Below are 15,476 nucleotides of genomic sequence, written 5' to 3' on the forward strand. Positions count from 1 at the left end.
CTGCGGGCCTAACAGCCCGTACCGGTTCGATTCCGGTCTTCGGCACCAAATAACGCGGGGTGGAGCAGTTGGTAGCTCGTCGGGCTCATAACCCGAAGGTCGTAGGTTCAAGTCCTGCCCCCGCAACCAAATTTTAATACGGCGGAATAGCTCAGCTGGCTAGAGCATTCGGTTCATACCCGAAGTGTCGTAGGTTCAAGTCCTATTTCCGCTACCAAAACAACCTATAAGTTATAACTTATAGGTTGTTTTATTTTTTTACAACATTTTAATACCATATTTTTACACATGATGTTTATTTTACATCTTTTTATGTGCGAAAGTGTAAAAGTATTGAAAAAAAATACATATCTGATTTTTTTTCAATAAATAAAGCAGATAAATGTCCTAAAAAAACCAGAGTTAACTATCACCTTATGACAATTAATTCCAGAAGTCTTTGATATAATAATTTTGAGAAAAAAAATAGGGTGGTGGGAATAATGCAGTATGGGGTAAATATATTTCCGTATGAAAGAATCAAAAAAACTAATAAAGATGTAAATAATAAAAGGGTATTTCATTATTCAACTTCTTTAAAATTAGTTGTATGCTTTATTGCAGCTTTTTTTACAAGTAGAGTACTTATGGTTAATTTAATGGCACCTTTTGGAATTGCATTTTTATTATGTTTTATTTTTGAAAATAAGAATATATTTTTGTTATCTGCGTTGGGAACGTTAGTTGGATATTTATCTATATATAATAGTGTAAAGGACATAGGAGTCTATTTGTGTAGTATAATTGTTATAACGATGTTAAGCTACATATCTAATAAAATAAAAACAGATAAAAAGATAATTATTACCTTTATATTTCTATTTTTAAATGTTGCATTATATGGCAAAATTATTCTTCACATTACTAGCTCCATTGCTCTTTTAAATGCCTTAATTCAAACAGCGATCCTCTTTCCAATATATTATATTATGAAATTTTCTATTGTATGCATAAAAGAATTAAAAACTAAACATCTTTATAATAGTGAAGAAATAATAAGTATGGCTGTAACGGCTTCGCTTATTATATCAGGAACTTGGGGAATTAATATTTATGGTATATCTTTAAGAAATATATTAGCTCTTTCTTTCATATTAGTAGTAGGTTATGTGAAAGGCAGTAGTGCAGGAGCTTCTTGTGGAATTGCAATAGGTACTATAATAGGACTTTCAACCACTAATATGGTTGCATTTACTGGTATGTGCGGATTATGTGGACTTACTGCAGGGGTTTTTAAACAACTGGGTAAAATAGCAAGTGGAATACCTTATATGGTGGTATTTTTAATACTAAAGCTATATTCTGATATAGGGGTACAATTTCAATTCCAAGAAGCCTTGATTTCCTTAGTAATATTTTATGCTATACCATCAAAGGTTTATAATAGATTAGAATTAGAGTTGGATTGGGAAAGAAAACAGGAAAATCTGAAGGAAAACTATATAAGTAAAACTAAGGAGATTTTTAATTCTAAATTGACAGATTTTTCTGGATTGTTAATGGACATGTCTACCACACTGGCAGGACTGGCGGACAATGATAAGCTTCAAATGAAGGTAAAGAGTAGTGCTTTAGTAGAGAACTTAGCAGATAGAGTATGTAGTAATTGTAATATGAAATCAATGTGCTGGAAAAGAGAAAGCTTCTATACCTACTCAGCATTTGTAGAGCTAATAGATAATTATCAAAATAAAAGAGAAAAAGTACCTTATGAAATAGAAAGGAAATGTATAAAAAGATCACTTCTTATAAAAAATACTGAAGAAATAGTAAAAAATTATATCATGAATGAAATGTGGAGAAAAAGACTGGCAGAATGTAGGGAGTTTTTGGCTAATCAAATAGGAAATATTTCAGTTACTGTAAATGAAATTGTTGAAGAAATAGATTCAAGCACTCAATTTAACAAGTATATGGAAAATGATATAACAAGAGTTTTAAATAAAAATCACATTAAATTTAAGGATGTTCTTTGTTACAATGATAATGCTGGAAGAGTGCTTGTAAATATGACTATGGATGCTTGTGGAGGAACTCAGAAATGCGTGAAGGATATTTTGCCTTTGATTAATTCAATTACTGGTAAGATTATGAGTATAAGTGATGATGGATGTAATATAAACTCTAAAGATAATACATGTAACTTTACATTAGAAGAGACTCCAAAGTTTCATGTTGCTTCATATGTATCTAGATTATGTAAAGATGGAGAAAAACATAATGGAGATAGTTATTTATATCAAAAGCTTAATAATGGTACTTATTTGACTATGATAAGTGATGGAATGGGTTCAGGGCCACTTGCAGGAAAGGAAAGTTCTGCAGCTGTAGATTTAATAAATAAGTTTGTAAAACTTGGATTTAATAAACTAACAGCTATAAATACAATAAATTCACTTATGACTATTAATTTTTCACAGGATGAAAAGTTCTCTACTGTAGATTTAAGTACCATAGATTTATATACAGGAGAAGCTGAATTTATAAAGGTAGGGGCGGCAGCAACTTTAATCAAATCCGAAAATAAAATAGAAACAATGGATTGCAAGAGTCTTCCGATTGGTGTGCTAGAAAAGGTAGATACAGAGATAATAAAAAAACAAGTTAAAAATGGTGATATGATAATTATGGTTAGTGATGGAGTGCTCGATTATGATAATGAAGAAGCAGGTAAAGCAGATTGGTTAGTAGAATATTTAAGTAAGGACAATACAAATGATCCTGAAATACTTTCTAACAATATCATAAAAAGAGCAAAGGAATTAAGTAAAGGCAAAATAAAGGATGACATGACTGTTGTGGTTTCTAAGGTTTACAATTTATATTAAGTTGATTAAAAACTAGAATCCTTTATTACTTATAAGGATTCTAGTTTTTAATTTTTTATTTATGATATAATTATCCATATTAGCTTTTTAAGGAAGTGTTAAAAATGTTACAAAAGATAATGGAAACTATTAAAGAAAATGCAATGCTTAATAAAGAAGATAAAATAATCGTAGGTGTTTCTGGAGGACCAGACTCTATGTGTCTTTTACATATTTTAAATACTTTGAGAAATACATATTTTATAGATATTGTAGCTGCTCATTTAAATCATGGACTTCGAGGAAAAGATGCTGATGAAGATGAAGAATACGTAAAAGAATTTTGTGAGAAAAATAATATTGAGTTTTACTCTAAAAAAGTTAATATTGAGGAGCTGTCTAATACATGGGGAATATCTTCAGAAATGGCTGGAAGGGAAGCTAGATACTCTTTTTTTCTTGAACTTTTTAGTAAGTTAGGTGCAAATAAAATAGCTATAGCTCATAATGCCAATGATCAGTGTGAAACAATACTTATGAGAATAATAAGAGGAACTGGACTTGAAGGGCTTGAGGGGATAAAACCTGTTAGAGATGAAATATATATAAGACCTTTAATAAAAGTAACTAGAGATGAGATAGAAGATTATTGTGATAAAAACAATATTAATCCAAGAATAGATAAGACAAATCTTCAAAATATATATAGTAGAAATAAAATCAGATTGGAGTTAATTCCCTATATAAAAGAAAATTTTAATTCACATGTAATAGAAGTAGTGAATAGACTTGGAGAAAATATAAAGGTTGACAATGATTTTATAGAAAAAAAATATAAAGAAATTTTTGGGAAATATTGCATTGTAACTTCGAATAAAGTTAAAATTAAAAGTGAAGCATTCAATGAGCATAAGGCATTACTTAGTAGAATGATTAGAAAAGCTGTTGAATTAGTTAAAGGAAATCTTGTTAACTTTGAAAGGGTGCATGTAGAGTATATAATATCACTGCAAGGAGGGAATACTGGAAAGGAAATTGAACTTCCAGGAGGTATAAGAGCTTTAAATAATTATGGAGAAATAATATTAAGTAAAGAAAGTAAGAATGAAATAAAAAAGAATTTAGAAACTTATGAGATAAGTCTTAATGAAAGAAACAAAATAGGTAGATTTAATATTGAGGCAAATACATTAGATAAAAAATTTCTTGAAAGAGTAAAAGAGAACTCATTAGAGCAATATTTTGATTATGAAAAAGTTAATGGCAATATAAGCTTTAGATATAGAAAACAAGGAGATAAATTTCAACCTTTAGGTATGAAAGGCACTAAAAAATTAAAGGATATATTTATGGATTTAAAAATTCCTAAAAATTTAAGAGATAATATACCTATTATATGCGTTGGAGAAGAAATAGCGTGGATTGTAGGTTATAGAATAAGTGATAAATTTAAAGTAGATGAAACTACAAATAAATTACTTAAAATAAAACTAGAAAGCGAGGAAGAAAAGTGGTAAATATGAGGGAAGACATTCAAGAAATACTTTATAATGAGGAGCAGCTTAAAGAAAGGATAAGAGAATTAGGAAAGGAAATTAGTGGGGATTATAAGGACAAAAATTTAATGCTTATAGGCGTATTAAAGGGTTCAGTTCCATTTATGGCAGATTTAATGAAGGAAATAACAGTGCCATGTATTATGGATTTTATGGCTGTTTCTAGCTATGGTAATTCTACAAGTACTTCAGGTGTGGTAAGAATACTGAAAGATTTAGATTTTGAAATAGAGGGAAAAGACATTCTGTTAATAGAGGACATAATTGATTCAGGAGTTACATTAAGATATCTAGTAGATTATCTTAAGGGAAGAGGAGCAGCTAGTATAGAAATAGCTTGCCTTTTGAATAAATCTGAAAGAAGAAGAGTTGAAATAAATGCTAAGTATATGGGATTTGAGGTTCCGGATTTCTTCTTAGTTGGGTACGGATTGGATTATGCAGAAAGATATCGTAATCTTCCTTTTATAGGAATATTAAAGGAAGAAATTTATAAATAATTAATGCTAATATTATTGTAAATAAATATTTGATATGATACAATTTTACAATATAATAACAAAGAGAGGGGGGCCAGGAATGAATAAAAAGTTTTCAAGTGCAACGGCCTGGGTTATAGTTTTTATAATGGTCATATTTGCTGCATTATTCTTGGCAAGAACTAATGAGAGTGCAACAACAATTAATTTTAATCAATTCCAAAAGCACTGGATTAACAATGAAATAAAAAGTTTTGAAGTTAAAGAAGATAAAATGACAGTTGTAGGTAGTTTGAAAAATGGTACTCAATATGAAACTATAGTTCCTTTTGAAAGACTTAATCAATTTGTGAGTACACATGATAAAAACGGAGAAGTGATAGAAAAATATGCACTTCCAGCTAGAACACCAATGTGGCTAAGTTGGCTGCCTACTGCCTTAATAATACTTATGTTTGTAGTTTTTTGGTTTATGTTTATGCAACAATCACAAGGTGGTGGAGGCAATAGGGGTGTAATGAATTTTGGTAAAAGCCGGGCTAAGATGGCTGCGCCAGATAGAAAAAAGGTTACATTTAATGATGTGGCAGGAGCAGATGAAGAAAAGGCAGAACTTGCTGAAATAGTTGATTTCTTAAAGCAGCCTAAAAGATATATAGAAATGGGAGCAAGGATACCTAAGGGAGTCTTGCTTGTGGGACCTCCTGGAACAGGGAAGACGTTATTAGCTAAAGCTATTGCAGGTGAAGCTGGAGTTCCTTTCTTTAGTATTTCAGGTTCAGATTTCGTAGAAATGTTTGTAGGTGTAGGAGCTTCTAGAGTAAGAGATTTGTTTGAACAGGCTAAAAAGAATTCACCTTGTATTATTTTTATAGATGAAATAGATGCCGTGGGTAGACAAAGAGGTGCAGGACTCGGTGGAGGACATGATGAAAGAGAACAAACTCTTAACCAGCTACTAGTAGAGATGGATGGTTTTGGAGTTAATGAAGGTATTATAATGATAGCAGCTACCAACAGACCTGATATATTAGATCCTGCGCTACTAAGGCCTGGAAGATTTGATAGGCAAATTATAGTAGGTGCTCCAGATGTAAAAGGAAGAGAAGAAATATTAAAAGTACATGTAAAAAATAAGCCTCTTTCTGAAGAAGTAAAATTAGATGTTCTTGCGAAAAGAACTCCAGGGTTTACAGGAGCAGATTTAGAAAACTTAATGAATGAAGCCGCGCTTTTAGCGGTTAGACAAAATAAAAAAGAAATAGGCATGGATGAGCTAGAGGAAGCTGTTACAAGAGTAATAGCAGGACCAGAAAAGAAGAGTAGAGTAATTGACGAAGAGGATAGAAGACTTACTGCATATCATGAAGCAGGTCATGCAGTAGTTATGAAGCTTTTACCTCATGCGGACCCTGTTCATCAAATTAGCATAGTTCCTAGAGGAATGGCTGGTGGATATACTATGCATCTTCCTGAAAAGGATAGTTCATATATGTCAAAGTCAAAACTTTTAGATGAGATAGTAGGCTTGCTTGGTGGAAGAGTAGCTGAAAAACTTATAATAGGAGATATAAGTACTGGAGCTAAAAATGATATAGATAGAGCAAGTACTATAGCTAGAAAGATGGTTATGGACTATGGTATGAGTGAAAAATTAGGTCCCATAGCTTTTGGAAGTGGGCATGATGAAGTGTTCTTAGGAAGAGATATAGGTAAGACTAAGAATTATAGCGAAGAAGTTGCGTTTAAGATTGACGAAGAAATAAAAGAGCTTATAGATGGTGGATATAATAAAGCTGAAAAATTGCTTAGAGAAAATATGAGTAAACTTCATGCTGTAGCCAAGGCTTTATTAGAAAGAGAAAAGCTTGAAGCAAATGAATTTGAAGAAATATTTAATAATAATTAATGATTAAACAGAGGTATATTGCCTCTGTTTTTTTAAATTATTTACCAAGTATCTGGGTTTAGTGATATAATAATTTTGTTGTTATAAAATTTTACACAGAAGCGGGATGATAAAGTGGAGTTTAATTTAAGGGAAGGTATAAGTGCAGTTACAGAAATAACAGTGACTGATAGGGATACTGCAATTTTTTATGGCTCTGGAGATTTACCTGTGTTTGCCACACCAGCGATGATTGCGCTAATGGAAAGTACATCAAAGAGTTCAGTGGGATTACACTTAAACTCTGAACTTACAACAGTAGGAATAAAGATAGATGTAGATCATATAGGGGCTACTCCAAAAAATATGAGAGTTAAATGTGAGGCGGTGCTTACTAAAATAGAGGGGAAAAAGTTATTTTTTAAGGTTACTGCATGGGATGAAAAAAATAAAATAGGCGAGGGTATACATATAAGGTATATAGTTGATAGTATTGCTTTTATGAAAAAATTAAAGTAGTTATTTTAAAGCCATGAGAGTATCTGGACTTTATAATTTACAGATGCTCTTTTTTAATTTATAATTGTGTGTATGTAAATGTCAATAACTACATAATATACACATAATATATTATGAATTTTAAGAAAGTGGTGATTAACTTTGATTTTAGTTCTAGATGCCGGTAATACTAATATGGTATTAGGTCTTTATGATGGGAAAGAGCTAATTGGAGACTGGAGATTGTCCACCGACTCTATAAGAACAGCAGATGAATATGGCATACAAGTTATACAATTATTTGTACAAAATAATTTGGAGATTTCTGATGTAGAAGGAGTTATAATTTCATCTGTAGTTCCTAATATCATGTACTCTGTGGAACATATGATACATAAGTATTTTAAAATAAAACCTATAGTTGTAGGGCCTGGGGTAAAGACGGGAATTAATATAAAGTACGATAATCCAAAGGAAGTGGGAGCAGATAGAATAGTAAATGCAGTGGCAGTTCATGAAAGGCTCAATAAACCTGCTATAATAATAGATTTTGGTACTGCTACAACATTTTGTGCATTAACTGCCTCAGGAAACTATTTAGGTGGAACCATATGTCCAGGCATAAAGATATCTTCTGAGGCGCTATTTCAAAGAGCGGCAAAACTTCCTAGAGTTGAATTAGTAAAACCACCATCTGTAATATCTAAAACTACTATAACAAGTATGCAGGCTGGAATAATATATGGATACAGTGGATTGGTAGAGTATATAGTTGAAAAAATGAGAAGAGAAATGATTGAAAGTGGAGAGCAAAATCCGTATGTAATTGCAACTGGAGGATTAGCTAAATTAATAAGTGAAGAAACAAAATGTATAGATGAAATAGACCCATTTCTAACTTTAGAGGGATTGAGAGTGATATATGAGAAAAATAAGGAGTTAATTTCCCCATGCAGATAGGAACTTTAAGTTTTGAAGATAGTGCTTTTTTAGCACCTTTAGCAGGGGTTACAGACATTGCCTTTAGAGGATTGTGTAAAGATATGGGTTGTGGACTTATATATACTGAAATGATAAGCGCAAAGGCGCTTTATTATGAAAGTGAAAATACAAAAGAGATGCTTAGATTTGATAAAAAAGAACTTCCAATTGCTGTACAAATATTCGGGCATGAAGCAGATATAATGGCAAGTATATGTGAGGAATATTTTAATGACAATGATGATGTATGTCTTATAGATATAAATATGGGCTGCCCAGCTCCTAAAATAGTAAAAAATGGAGATGGATCAGCTCTTATGAAAGATCCTAAACTAGCAGCATCTATTATTAAAGCTATAAAAGATAAAACTAATAAACCTATTACTGCTAAGTTTAGAAAAGGGTTTGACAAAAATAGCATAAATGCTGTAGAGTTTGCAAAGGAACTTGAAGCAGCAGGAGTAGATGCTATAACAGTTCATGGAAGAACAAAAGAACAGATGTATGAAGGAAAAGCAGATTGGGATATAATAAGGGAAGTGAAAAAGGCAGTTTCCATTCCAGTGATAGGAAATGGAGATATCTTTACTGCCGAAGATGCTTTAAGAATTAAAGAGGTAACTTGTTGTGATGGAATAATGATAGGAAGAGGTGCTTTGGGAAATCCATGGATATTTAGACAGGTTAAACAGAAAATTCGTGGAGAAAAAGTAATGTATCCTACATCTTCTGAAATAATAGATATGTGCATTGAACATTTTAAAAGGTCAATTTACTATCATGGGGAGCATAAGGCAGTAAGAGAAATGAGAAAACATGTATCTTGGTATATAAAGGGATTAAAAAATTGTACTAATATAAAAAATATGATAAATAATGAGAAGGAATCAAAAAGGGTATTGGATATATTACTTCAATATAAAGAAGAATTGAGAATAGAATAAAGTCGCTGGATAAAAGTTGACATTGATTTGATGCTGTTTTATAATTACTTAAATGATTGGATAAGTGCCAGATTTACATATATTTTGCATAAATTAGGTATAATCATAATAATATATAAAAAAGCATTTAGCAAAATTAAAGGGGAGAATAAAATGAGCGATTCAAAGAAGTATATAATGACTTATGAGGGTGTTAAAAAGTTAGAGGAAGAATTAGAGTATTTAAAAACCGTAAAAAGAAAAGAGATAACTGAAAAAATAAAGGTAGCAATTTCCTTTGGAGATTTAAGTGAAAACTCCGAATATGATGAAGCTAAAAATGAACAAGCTTTTGTAGAAGGAAGAATAATGCAACTTGAAAATATGTTAAAGAATGCTAGTATTATAGATGAAAGTGAAATTCCAGCAGATACTATAAATGTAGGCACTATAGTAAAGGTAAAGGATTTTGAATTTGATGAAGAAGTAGAATATATTATAGTAGGTTCGGCAGAAGCGGATCCGCTAGAAAATAAGATTTCTAATGAATCTCCTGTAGGTAGGGCTTTAATTGGTAAAAAATTAGGAGACTTAGTAGAAGTAGCTGTACCTGATGGTGTAAACAAGTTTGAAGTGTTGTCAGTAAGAAGAAGTTAATGGAGGAATGAAAAATGTCAAATGAACAAAAGAATTTGGTAAATGAGGAACAAGAGTTTAATCAGCTTATTCAAGAAAGAAGACAAAAGTTTTTTGATCTTCAAGCTGCAGGTAAGGATCCTTTTGATGTATATAAGGTAGAAAGAACTCATACTTCAAACGAAGTTAAGGAAAACTACGAAGAATTAGAAGGAAAAGAAGTTACTGTAGCAGGAAGATTGATGTCTAAGAGAGTTCATGGGAAAGCTGGATTTTCTGATATTCATGATAGATATGGTAAACTTCAGTTATACATAAAGATAAATGATGTAGGTGAAGAAAAGTTAAAAGAATACAAAACTTTTGATATAGGTGATTGGGTTTCTATAAAAGGTACTGTATTTAAAACAAAAACTGGAGAGGTATCAGTTCACATATTAGATTTTCAGTTAATCGGAAAATCTTTAAAACCACTTCCAGAAAAGTGGCATGGTCTTAAAGATCCTGATTTAAGATATAGACAAAGATATGTAGATCTAATTATTAATCAAGATGTTAGAGATACCTTCATGAAAAGAACAGCTATCATAAGATCTATAAGAGAGTTTTTGGATAACAGGGGATATTTAGAAGTTGAAACTCCTGTACTTTCACCTATAGCTGGAGGAGCTGCGGCAAAGCCATTTAATACTCATCATAATGCTCTAAACATAGATATGTACTTAAGAATAGCCACAGAGCTTTATTTAAAGAGACTTATAGTAGGTGGATTTGAAAAGGTATATGAAATGGGTAAGAACTTTAGAAATGAAGGAATAAGTGTAAGGCATAACCCAGAATTTACAATGATAGAGTTATATGAAGCCTTTGCGGATTATAATGATATGATGGAAATTACTGAAAATATGATGGCTTATGTATGTGAAAAGGTTCTTGGTACTACAAAAGTGATGTATGAGGAGACAGAAATAGATTTTACTCCACCATGGAGAAGAGTTACTATGGTAGATGCAGTAAAAGAATATGCTGGTATTGATTATAATGCTATTAAAGACGATGAAGAAGCAAGAGTTATTGCAAAGGAAAAACACCTAGAGTTTAAGAAGAATCTTAGTGAGTGTACTAAGGGAGATGTTCTTATAGCTTTATTTGAAGAATTTTGCGAAACTAAGTTAATACAGCCTACTTTTGTATTAGATTATCCAGTAGAAAATTCCCCTCTTACTAAGAAAAAGAGAGGAAATGAAGCATTTACTGAAAGATTTGAAGGATTTATATATGGAAGAGAAGTATGTAATGCATATTCAGAGTTAAATGATCCTATAGTTCAAAAAGAAAGATTTGTTCAGCAGCTTAAGGAAAGAGAATTAGGAGATGATGAAGCTTATATGATGGATGATGACTTCATAAATTCTCTAGAAATAGGTATGCCTCCAACTGGTGGACTTGGAATAGGTATAGATAGAATGACTATGTTCTTAACAAATTCTGCATCTATAAGAGACGTTATATTATTCCCAACTATGAAACCAACCAATAATCAATAGTGGAAAATCTTAAGCAGTTTTTATAAATGACAATTAATATATGATAAGTAAAAGTTAATATAGAAAGTTCCTTTAATGGAAGGGGCCTTCTATATATTATCTTATCATATATCTTTTGTTATAAATTATTGCATGATTTCCCTTAATGTTATGAAAAATTTTATAAAAATGGTTGAAATTAATAAAGAATATGTTATAATAATACCTATAAATGATATTCCGCGATAGCTCAACGGTGGAGCACTCGGCTGTTAACCGATAGGTTGAAGGTTCGAATCCTTTTCGCGGAGCCATTTTTATTTTTTGGAAAATGCATTGACAAATTATATGCATTTGATAAAATATATAGTAATTTAATAATGCACAATGAAAAAGATGAGTAGTAATAAAGTTTTTGCAGAGAGACTATGATTGGTGTAAATAGTTAAGATTTTATTATGAATGGAGCTTTGGAGTGTAAGGATTAGAAAAAGCAGGGCTGTGCCAAAAAGGGTGGAACCGCGGAAGAAAACTTTCGTCCCTTTATGGTAGAGTCTTTTTTTATATTTTAAATTAAAGGAGGAATATATATGGCTATTGAAAAGACCATGGATAAGGTTGTAGCGTTATGTAAAAATAGGGGATTTGTTTTTCCGGGATCAGATATTTATGGAGGGCTTGCAAACTCTTGGGATTATGGTCCTTTAGGAGTTGAATTTAAGAATAATGTAAAAAAGGCTTGGTGGAGAAAGTTTGTTCAAGAAAGTCCATATAATGTAGGATTAGATGCAGCTATATTAATGAATAGAGAAGTATGGGTAGCTTCAGGCCATGTTGGTGGATTTTCTGATCCATTAATGGATTGTAAAGAATGTAAAGCAAGATTTAGAGCTGATAAGATAATAGAAGACCATATGACAGCGCAAGGTGCAGAGGTAGCCAGTGCAGATGGATGGACTAATGAAGAGCTAAAAGAATATATAGATAAGCATAATATAGTATGTCCGAAGTGTGGTGAAAAGAACTTTACAGATATAAGAAAATTTAATCTTATGTTTAAGACATTTCAGGGAGTAACTGATGACGCTAAATCAGAAATATACTTAAGACCAGAGACAGCTCAAGGTATATTTGTAAATTTCAAGAATGTACTTAGAACTTCTAGGAAAAAGATGCCTTTTGGAATTGCTCAAATAGGTAAATCCTTCAGAAATGAAATTACTCCAGGTAATTTTACGTTTAGAACTCGTGAATTTGAGCAAATGGAACTAGAATTTTTCTGTGAGCCAGGAAAAGACTTGGAATGGTTCAAATATTGGAAGGATTATTGCTGGAACTTTTTATTAAACTTAGGTATGAATAAGGAAAATTTAAGAATGAGAGATCATTCTGCTGAAGAACTTTCGTTTTATAGTAATGCAACTTCTGACATAGAATACTTATTTCCATTTGGTTGGGGAGAGTTATGGGGAGTTGCTGATAGAACTGATTATGATTTAAAACAGCACATGAAGCATTCAGGAGAGGATTTAACTTACCTAGATCCAATTACCAATGAAAAATATGTTCCTTATTGTATAGAGCCTTCCTTGGGTGCAGATAGAGTTGCACTAGCATTTCTTGTAGACGCATATGATGAGGAAGAACTAGAAGGTGGAGATAAGAGAACTGTATTGCATTTACATCCTGCACTTGCTCCTTTTAAAGCTGCAATTTTACCATTAACAAAGAAATTATCCGATAAATCTACAGAGATTTATGATATGTTAAGAAAAGAGTTTAATGTAGATTATGATGAAGCAGGAAGTATTGGAAAAAGATATAGAAGGGAAGACGAAATAGGAACTCCTTATTGTATAACTATAGATTATGATACTTTAGAAGACAATACTGTTACAATAAGAGATAGAGATACAATGGAACAGCATAGAATAAAAGTTGATGAATTAATTAGTTTCATTTCAGAAAAAGTTAAATTTTAATATATAAACTTAAAAAAAGCTGCGACATTTGTCGTAGCTTTTAATCTATATTAATATCATCAAAGATTTGTCTTTTTATTAGTTAAATTAATGTGTAAAATGAAATAAAAAAAATGCCGGAATAATTCCGGCAATTATAGGGTTTAATCATGGGGATATGTTATATGTTCAATTAAAACTTGGGGAATTATATTAATGTTTCCTTACGGCACAATATTAGTATAGCATATATATATGATTTTGCAATAGCTGATAATAAAGTCTTTAAATTAAGTATTTTCTCACAATTTCGACAAGGATTATTGCTGAATTTAATATAAATTTGTATATATTTTGACATTGAATTGATTGACAACATATAATTATAGATAGAGAAAAGTGATATAATTTAATATAGTAATTATGCATGGAGGTAAACGATGAATAGACAGTTTGATGAATTTAAGAAATTTATAGAAGGAAAAGAAACTGCTGTAGTAGGGATAGGAGTAAGTAATAGGCCATTAATAGATTTATTAATAAAATTAAATGCTAAGGTGACAGCTTTTGATAAGAAAAGTGAATCTGAGCTTGGGACAGTTGTGGAAGAGTTGAAGGCAAAAGGAGTAAAATTAGTTCTTGGAAAAGAATATTTAGAAAAGCTTAAAGGATATGAAGTTATATTTAAAACTCCATCTATGCGAATAGATAGTCCTGAATTAGTAGATGCCAAGCTTCAAGGAGCATATATAACGTCAGAAATGGAAGAGTTTATAAAATATTGCCCTGGGAAGATATATGGAGTTACAGGAAGTGATGGCAAGACTACTACTACAACATTAATATATAAAATGTTAAGTGAGCAAGGTTATAAAACATGGGTGGGAGGAAATATAGGAACTCCTTTGTTTTCTAAGATAGAAGAAATTAGTAAGGAAGATAGAATAGTTTTAGAATTATCTAGCTTTCAACTTATGACTATTCATGAAAATATGGAAGTAGCACTTGTAACGAATTTATCGCCTAATCATTTGGATATGCATAAGGGCATGGAAGAATATATAAGCGCTAAGAAAAATATATACTTAAATCAGACAAGTGAAGATTTGTTAGTTTTAAATAATGATAATAGTATTACTAGATCTATGATAAATGAAGCAAATGGTAAAGTTTTTCTTTTCAGCATAAATAATAAAGTAGATAAGGGAGCATATTATTATAATGATAAGCTTTGTATTATGGGAAAAGAGGTATGCTCGAAAAATGAAGTTAAATTGAAGGGTATGCATAATATAGAAAATCTATTAGCAGCATTTTGCTGTGTTTATGAAGATGTATCATTAGAAACTATGAAAAAGGTAGCCACTACATTTACAGGTGTAGAACATAGAATGGAATTTATAAGAGAATTAAATGGAGTGAAATACTATAATGATTCCATAGCATCTAGTCCAACTAGAACATTAGCAGGGTTGAAAGCGTTTGGAAGACCTGTAATATTGATAGCTGGTGGATATGATAAAAAGATATCTTTTGATATCTTAGCAGAAGAAGGTTACCCATATATAAAAACACTAATATTATTAGGAGTAACCAAAAACAAGATAAAGGAAGCATTTGAAAAGGTAATACAGAAAAATAATACAGAACTTCGTATTATAATGGTAGATTCCCTTGAAGAAGCGATAAAGGTTTCGAAGGATGAAGCGAACGAAGGAGACATAGTAACTTTATCTCCAGCTTGTGCAAGTTTTGATATGTTCCCTAATTTTGAAGTTAGAGGGAACAAGTTTAAAGAAATAATAAGTGAATTATAATACATGAAGAATCAAAAAGTCAGCTAAATGCTGGCTTTTTAATATATACATAAGTAGAGTTCTCCTTCAACAGAGTCGGATGTATCAATACTCGTAAAGTAAAGCAATAATGAGAAATTATAAGATTTAATTATATAATTTCATATAATAAGAAATGGATATGGCTTGTCTGCGGACAAGTGTGATACAATAACACATGTCGTCAAAACAAACGGCAAGTAAGTCAACAAAGATTTAAAAAAATATTTTAAAAAAATGTTGACAAGAAGAAACAGAAATGTTACTATATAAAAGTCGCTTGGAGCGACAGGGTCTTTGAAAATTGAACAGAGAATAGAAACCAGTCAATTACTTAACAGTTAAAT

The 15,476-nt window shown here is 31.2% G+C and carries 11 protein-coding genes, 3 tRNA genes and 1 other annotated feature; all 14 genes read left to right on the plus strand.

Annotated elements, in window-relative coordinates; translation table 11 throughout:
• Nucleotides 1–53 precede the first annotated feature (53 nt).
• Nucleotides 54–129 (plus strand) — tRNA-Met (locus CRN98_RS16680).
• Between the two features lie 11 nt (nucleotides 130–140).
• Nucleotides 141–217: transfer RNA gene (locus CRN98_RS16685), tRNA-Met, on the plus strand.
• Nucleotides 218–482: 265 nt separating this feature from the next.
• Entirely contained in the window at nucleotides 483–2,867 is a 2,385-nt protein-coding gene (gene spoIIE / locus CRN98_RS16690; RefSeq protein WP_097028549.1) for a stage II sporulation protein E, read from the plus strand.
• A 104-nt stretch (nucleotides 2,868–2,971) separates the two neighbouring features.
• Nucleotides 2,972–4,363 (plus strand): tRNA lysidine(34) synthetase TilS, encoded by a 1,392-nt coding sequence (tilS, locus tag CRN98_RS16695; RefSeq protein ID WP_097028550.1) that lies wholly within the window; start codon nucleotides 2,972–2,974, stop codon nucleotides 4,361–4,363.
• Nucleotides 4,364–4,365: 2 nt separating this feature from the next.
• Nucleotides 4,366–4,902, plus strand: coding sequence for a hypoxanthine phosphoribosyltransferase (hpt, locus tag CRN98_RS16700; RefSeq protein WP_097028551.1), 537 nt, complete (start codon nucleotides 4,366–4,368; stop codon nucleotides 4,900–4,902).
• A gap of 79 nt (nucleotides 4,903–4,981) precedes the next feature.
• A complete protein-coding gene (gene ftsH / locus CRN98_RS16705) occupies nucleotides 4,982–6,790 on the plus strand; it encodes an ATP-dependent zinc metalloprotease FtsH (RefSeq protein WP_097028552.1) in 1,809 nt (602 codons plus the stop codon).
• 114 nt (nucleotides 6,791–6,904) lie between these two features.
• On the plus strand, nucleotides 6,905–7,288 hold the full coding sequence (locus CRN98_RS16710; RefSeq protein WP_097028553.1) for a thioesterase family protein: 384 nt from the start codon (nucleotides 6,905–6,907) through the stop codon (nucleotides 7,286–7,288).
• A gap of 141 nt (nucleotides 7,289–7,429) precedes the next feature.
• Nucleotides 7,430–8,227, plus strand: coding sequence for a type III pantothenate kinase (locus tag CRN98_RS16715; RefSeq protein ID WP_097028554.1), 798 nt, complete (start codon nucleotides 7,430–7,432; stop codon nucleotides 8,225–8,227).
• On the plus strand, nucleotides 8,218–9,192 hold the full coding sequence (gene dusB / locus CRN98_RS16720) for a tRNA dihydrouridine synthase DusB (protein WP_097028555.1): 975 nt from the start codon (nucleotides 8,218–8,220) through the stop codon (nucleotides 9,190–9,192). The genes CRN98_RS16715 and dusB overlap by 10 nt, the downstream gene beginning before the upstream one ends.
• Nucleotides 9,193–9,345: 153 nt before the next feature.
• Entirely contained in the window at nucleotides 9,346–9,828 is a 483-nt protein-coding gene (gene greA, locus CRN98_RS16725) for a transcription elongation factor GreA (protein ID WP_097028556.1), read from the plus strand.
• A gap of 14 nt (nucleotides 9,829–9,842) precedes the next feature.
• Nucleotides 9,843–11,354: a lysine--tRNA ligase gene (lysS, locus tag CRN98_RS16730; protein WP_097028557.1), complete on the plus strand. Its 1,512-nt coding sequence runs from the start codon at nucleotides 9,843–9,845 to the stop codon at nucleotides 11,352–11,354.
• Nucleotides 11,355–11,572: 218 nt separating this feature from the next.
• A tRNA-Asn gene (locus CRN98_RS16735) sits at nucleotides 11,573–11,647 on the plus strand.
• A gap of 64 nt (nucleotides 11,648–11,711) precedes the next feature.
• Nucleotides 11,712–11,879: a binding site (T-box leader), on the plus strand.
• A 44-nt stretch (nucleotides 11,880–11,923) separates the two neighbouring features.
• Complete coding sequence (locus CRN98_RS16740; protein WP_097028558.1) at nucleotides 11,924–13,315, plus strand: glycine--tRNA ligase; 1,392 nt, start codon at nucleotides 11,924–11,926, stop codon at nucleotides 13,313–13,315.
• A gap of 419 nt (nucleotides 13,316–13,734) precedes the next feature.
• Nucleotides 13,735–15,111 (plus strand): UDP-N-acetylmuramoyl-L-alanine--D-glutamate ligase, encoded by a 1,377-nt coding sequence (gene murD, locus CRN98_RS16745; protein ID WP_097028559.1) that lies wholly within the window; start codon nucleotides 13,735–13,737, stop codon nucleotides 15,109–15,111.
• The last annotated feature ends 365 nt before the right edge of the window (nucleotides 15,112–15,476 follow it).

The organism is Clostridium peptidivorans, from assembly GCF_900205925.1.
Taxonomy (GTDB): domain Bacteria; phylum Bacillota; class Clostridia; order Clostridiales; family Clostridiaceae; genus Clostridium_AK; species Clostridium_AK peptidivorans.

What these genes read in the sequence shown, in the direction of transcription:
- spoIIE (WP_097028549.1), top strand. Translation starts at nt 483, where the DNA reads ATGCAGTATGGGGTAAATATATTTCCGTATGAAAGAATCAAAAAAACT.
- tilS (WP_097028550.1), top strand. Translation starts at nt 2,972, where the DNA reads ATGTTACAAAAGATAATGGAAACTATTAAAGAAAATGCAATGCTTAAT.
- hpt (WP_097028551.1), top strand. Translation starts at nt 4,366, where the DNA reads ATGAGGGAAGACATTCAAGAAATACTTTATAATGAGGAGCAGCTTAAA.
- ftsH (WP_097028552.1), top strand. Translation starts at nt 4,982, where the DNA reads ATGAATAAAAAGTTTTCAAGTGCAACGGCCTGGGTTATAGTTTTTATA.
- dusB (WP_097028555.1), top strand. Translation starts at nt 8,218, where the DNA reads ATGCAGATAGGAACTTTAAGTTTTGAAGATAGTGCTTTTTTAGCACCT.
- greA (WP_097028556.1), top strand. Translation starts at nt 9,346, where the DNA reads ATGAGCGATTCAAAGAAGTATATAATGACTTATGAGGGTGTTAAAAAG.
- lysS (WP_097028557.1), top strand. Translation starts at nt 9,843, where the DNA reads ATGTCAAATGAACAAAAGAATTTGGTAAATGAGGAACAAGAGTTTAAT.
- CRN98_RS16740 (WP_097028558.1), top strand. Translation starts at nt 11,924, where the DNA reads ATGGCTATTGAAAAGACCATGGATAAGGTTGTAGCGTTATGTAAAAAT.
- murD (WP_097028559.1), top strand. Translation starts at nt 13,735, where the DNA reads ATGAATAGACAGTTTGATGAATTTAAGAAATTTATAGAAGGAAAAGAA.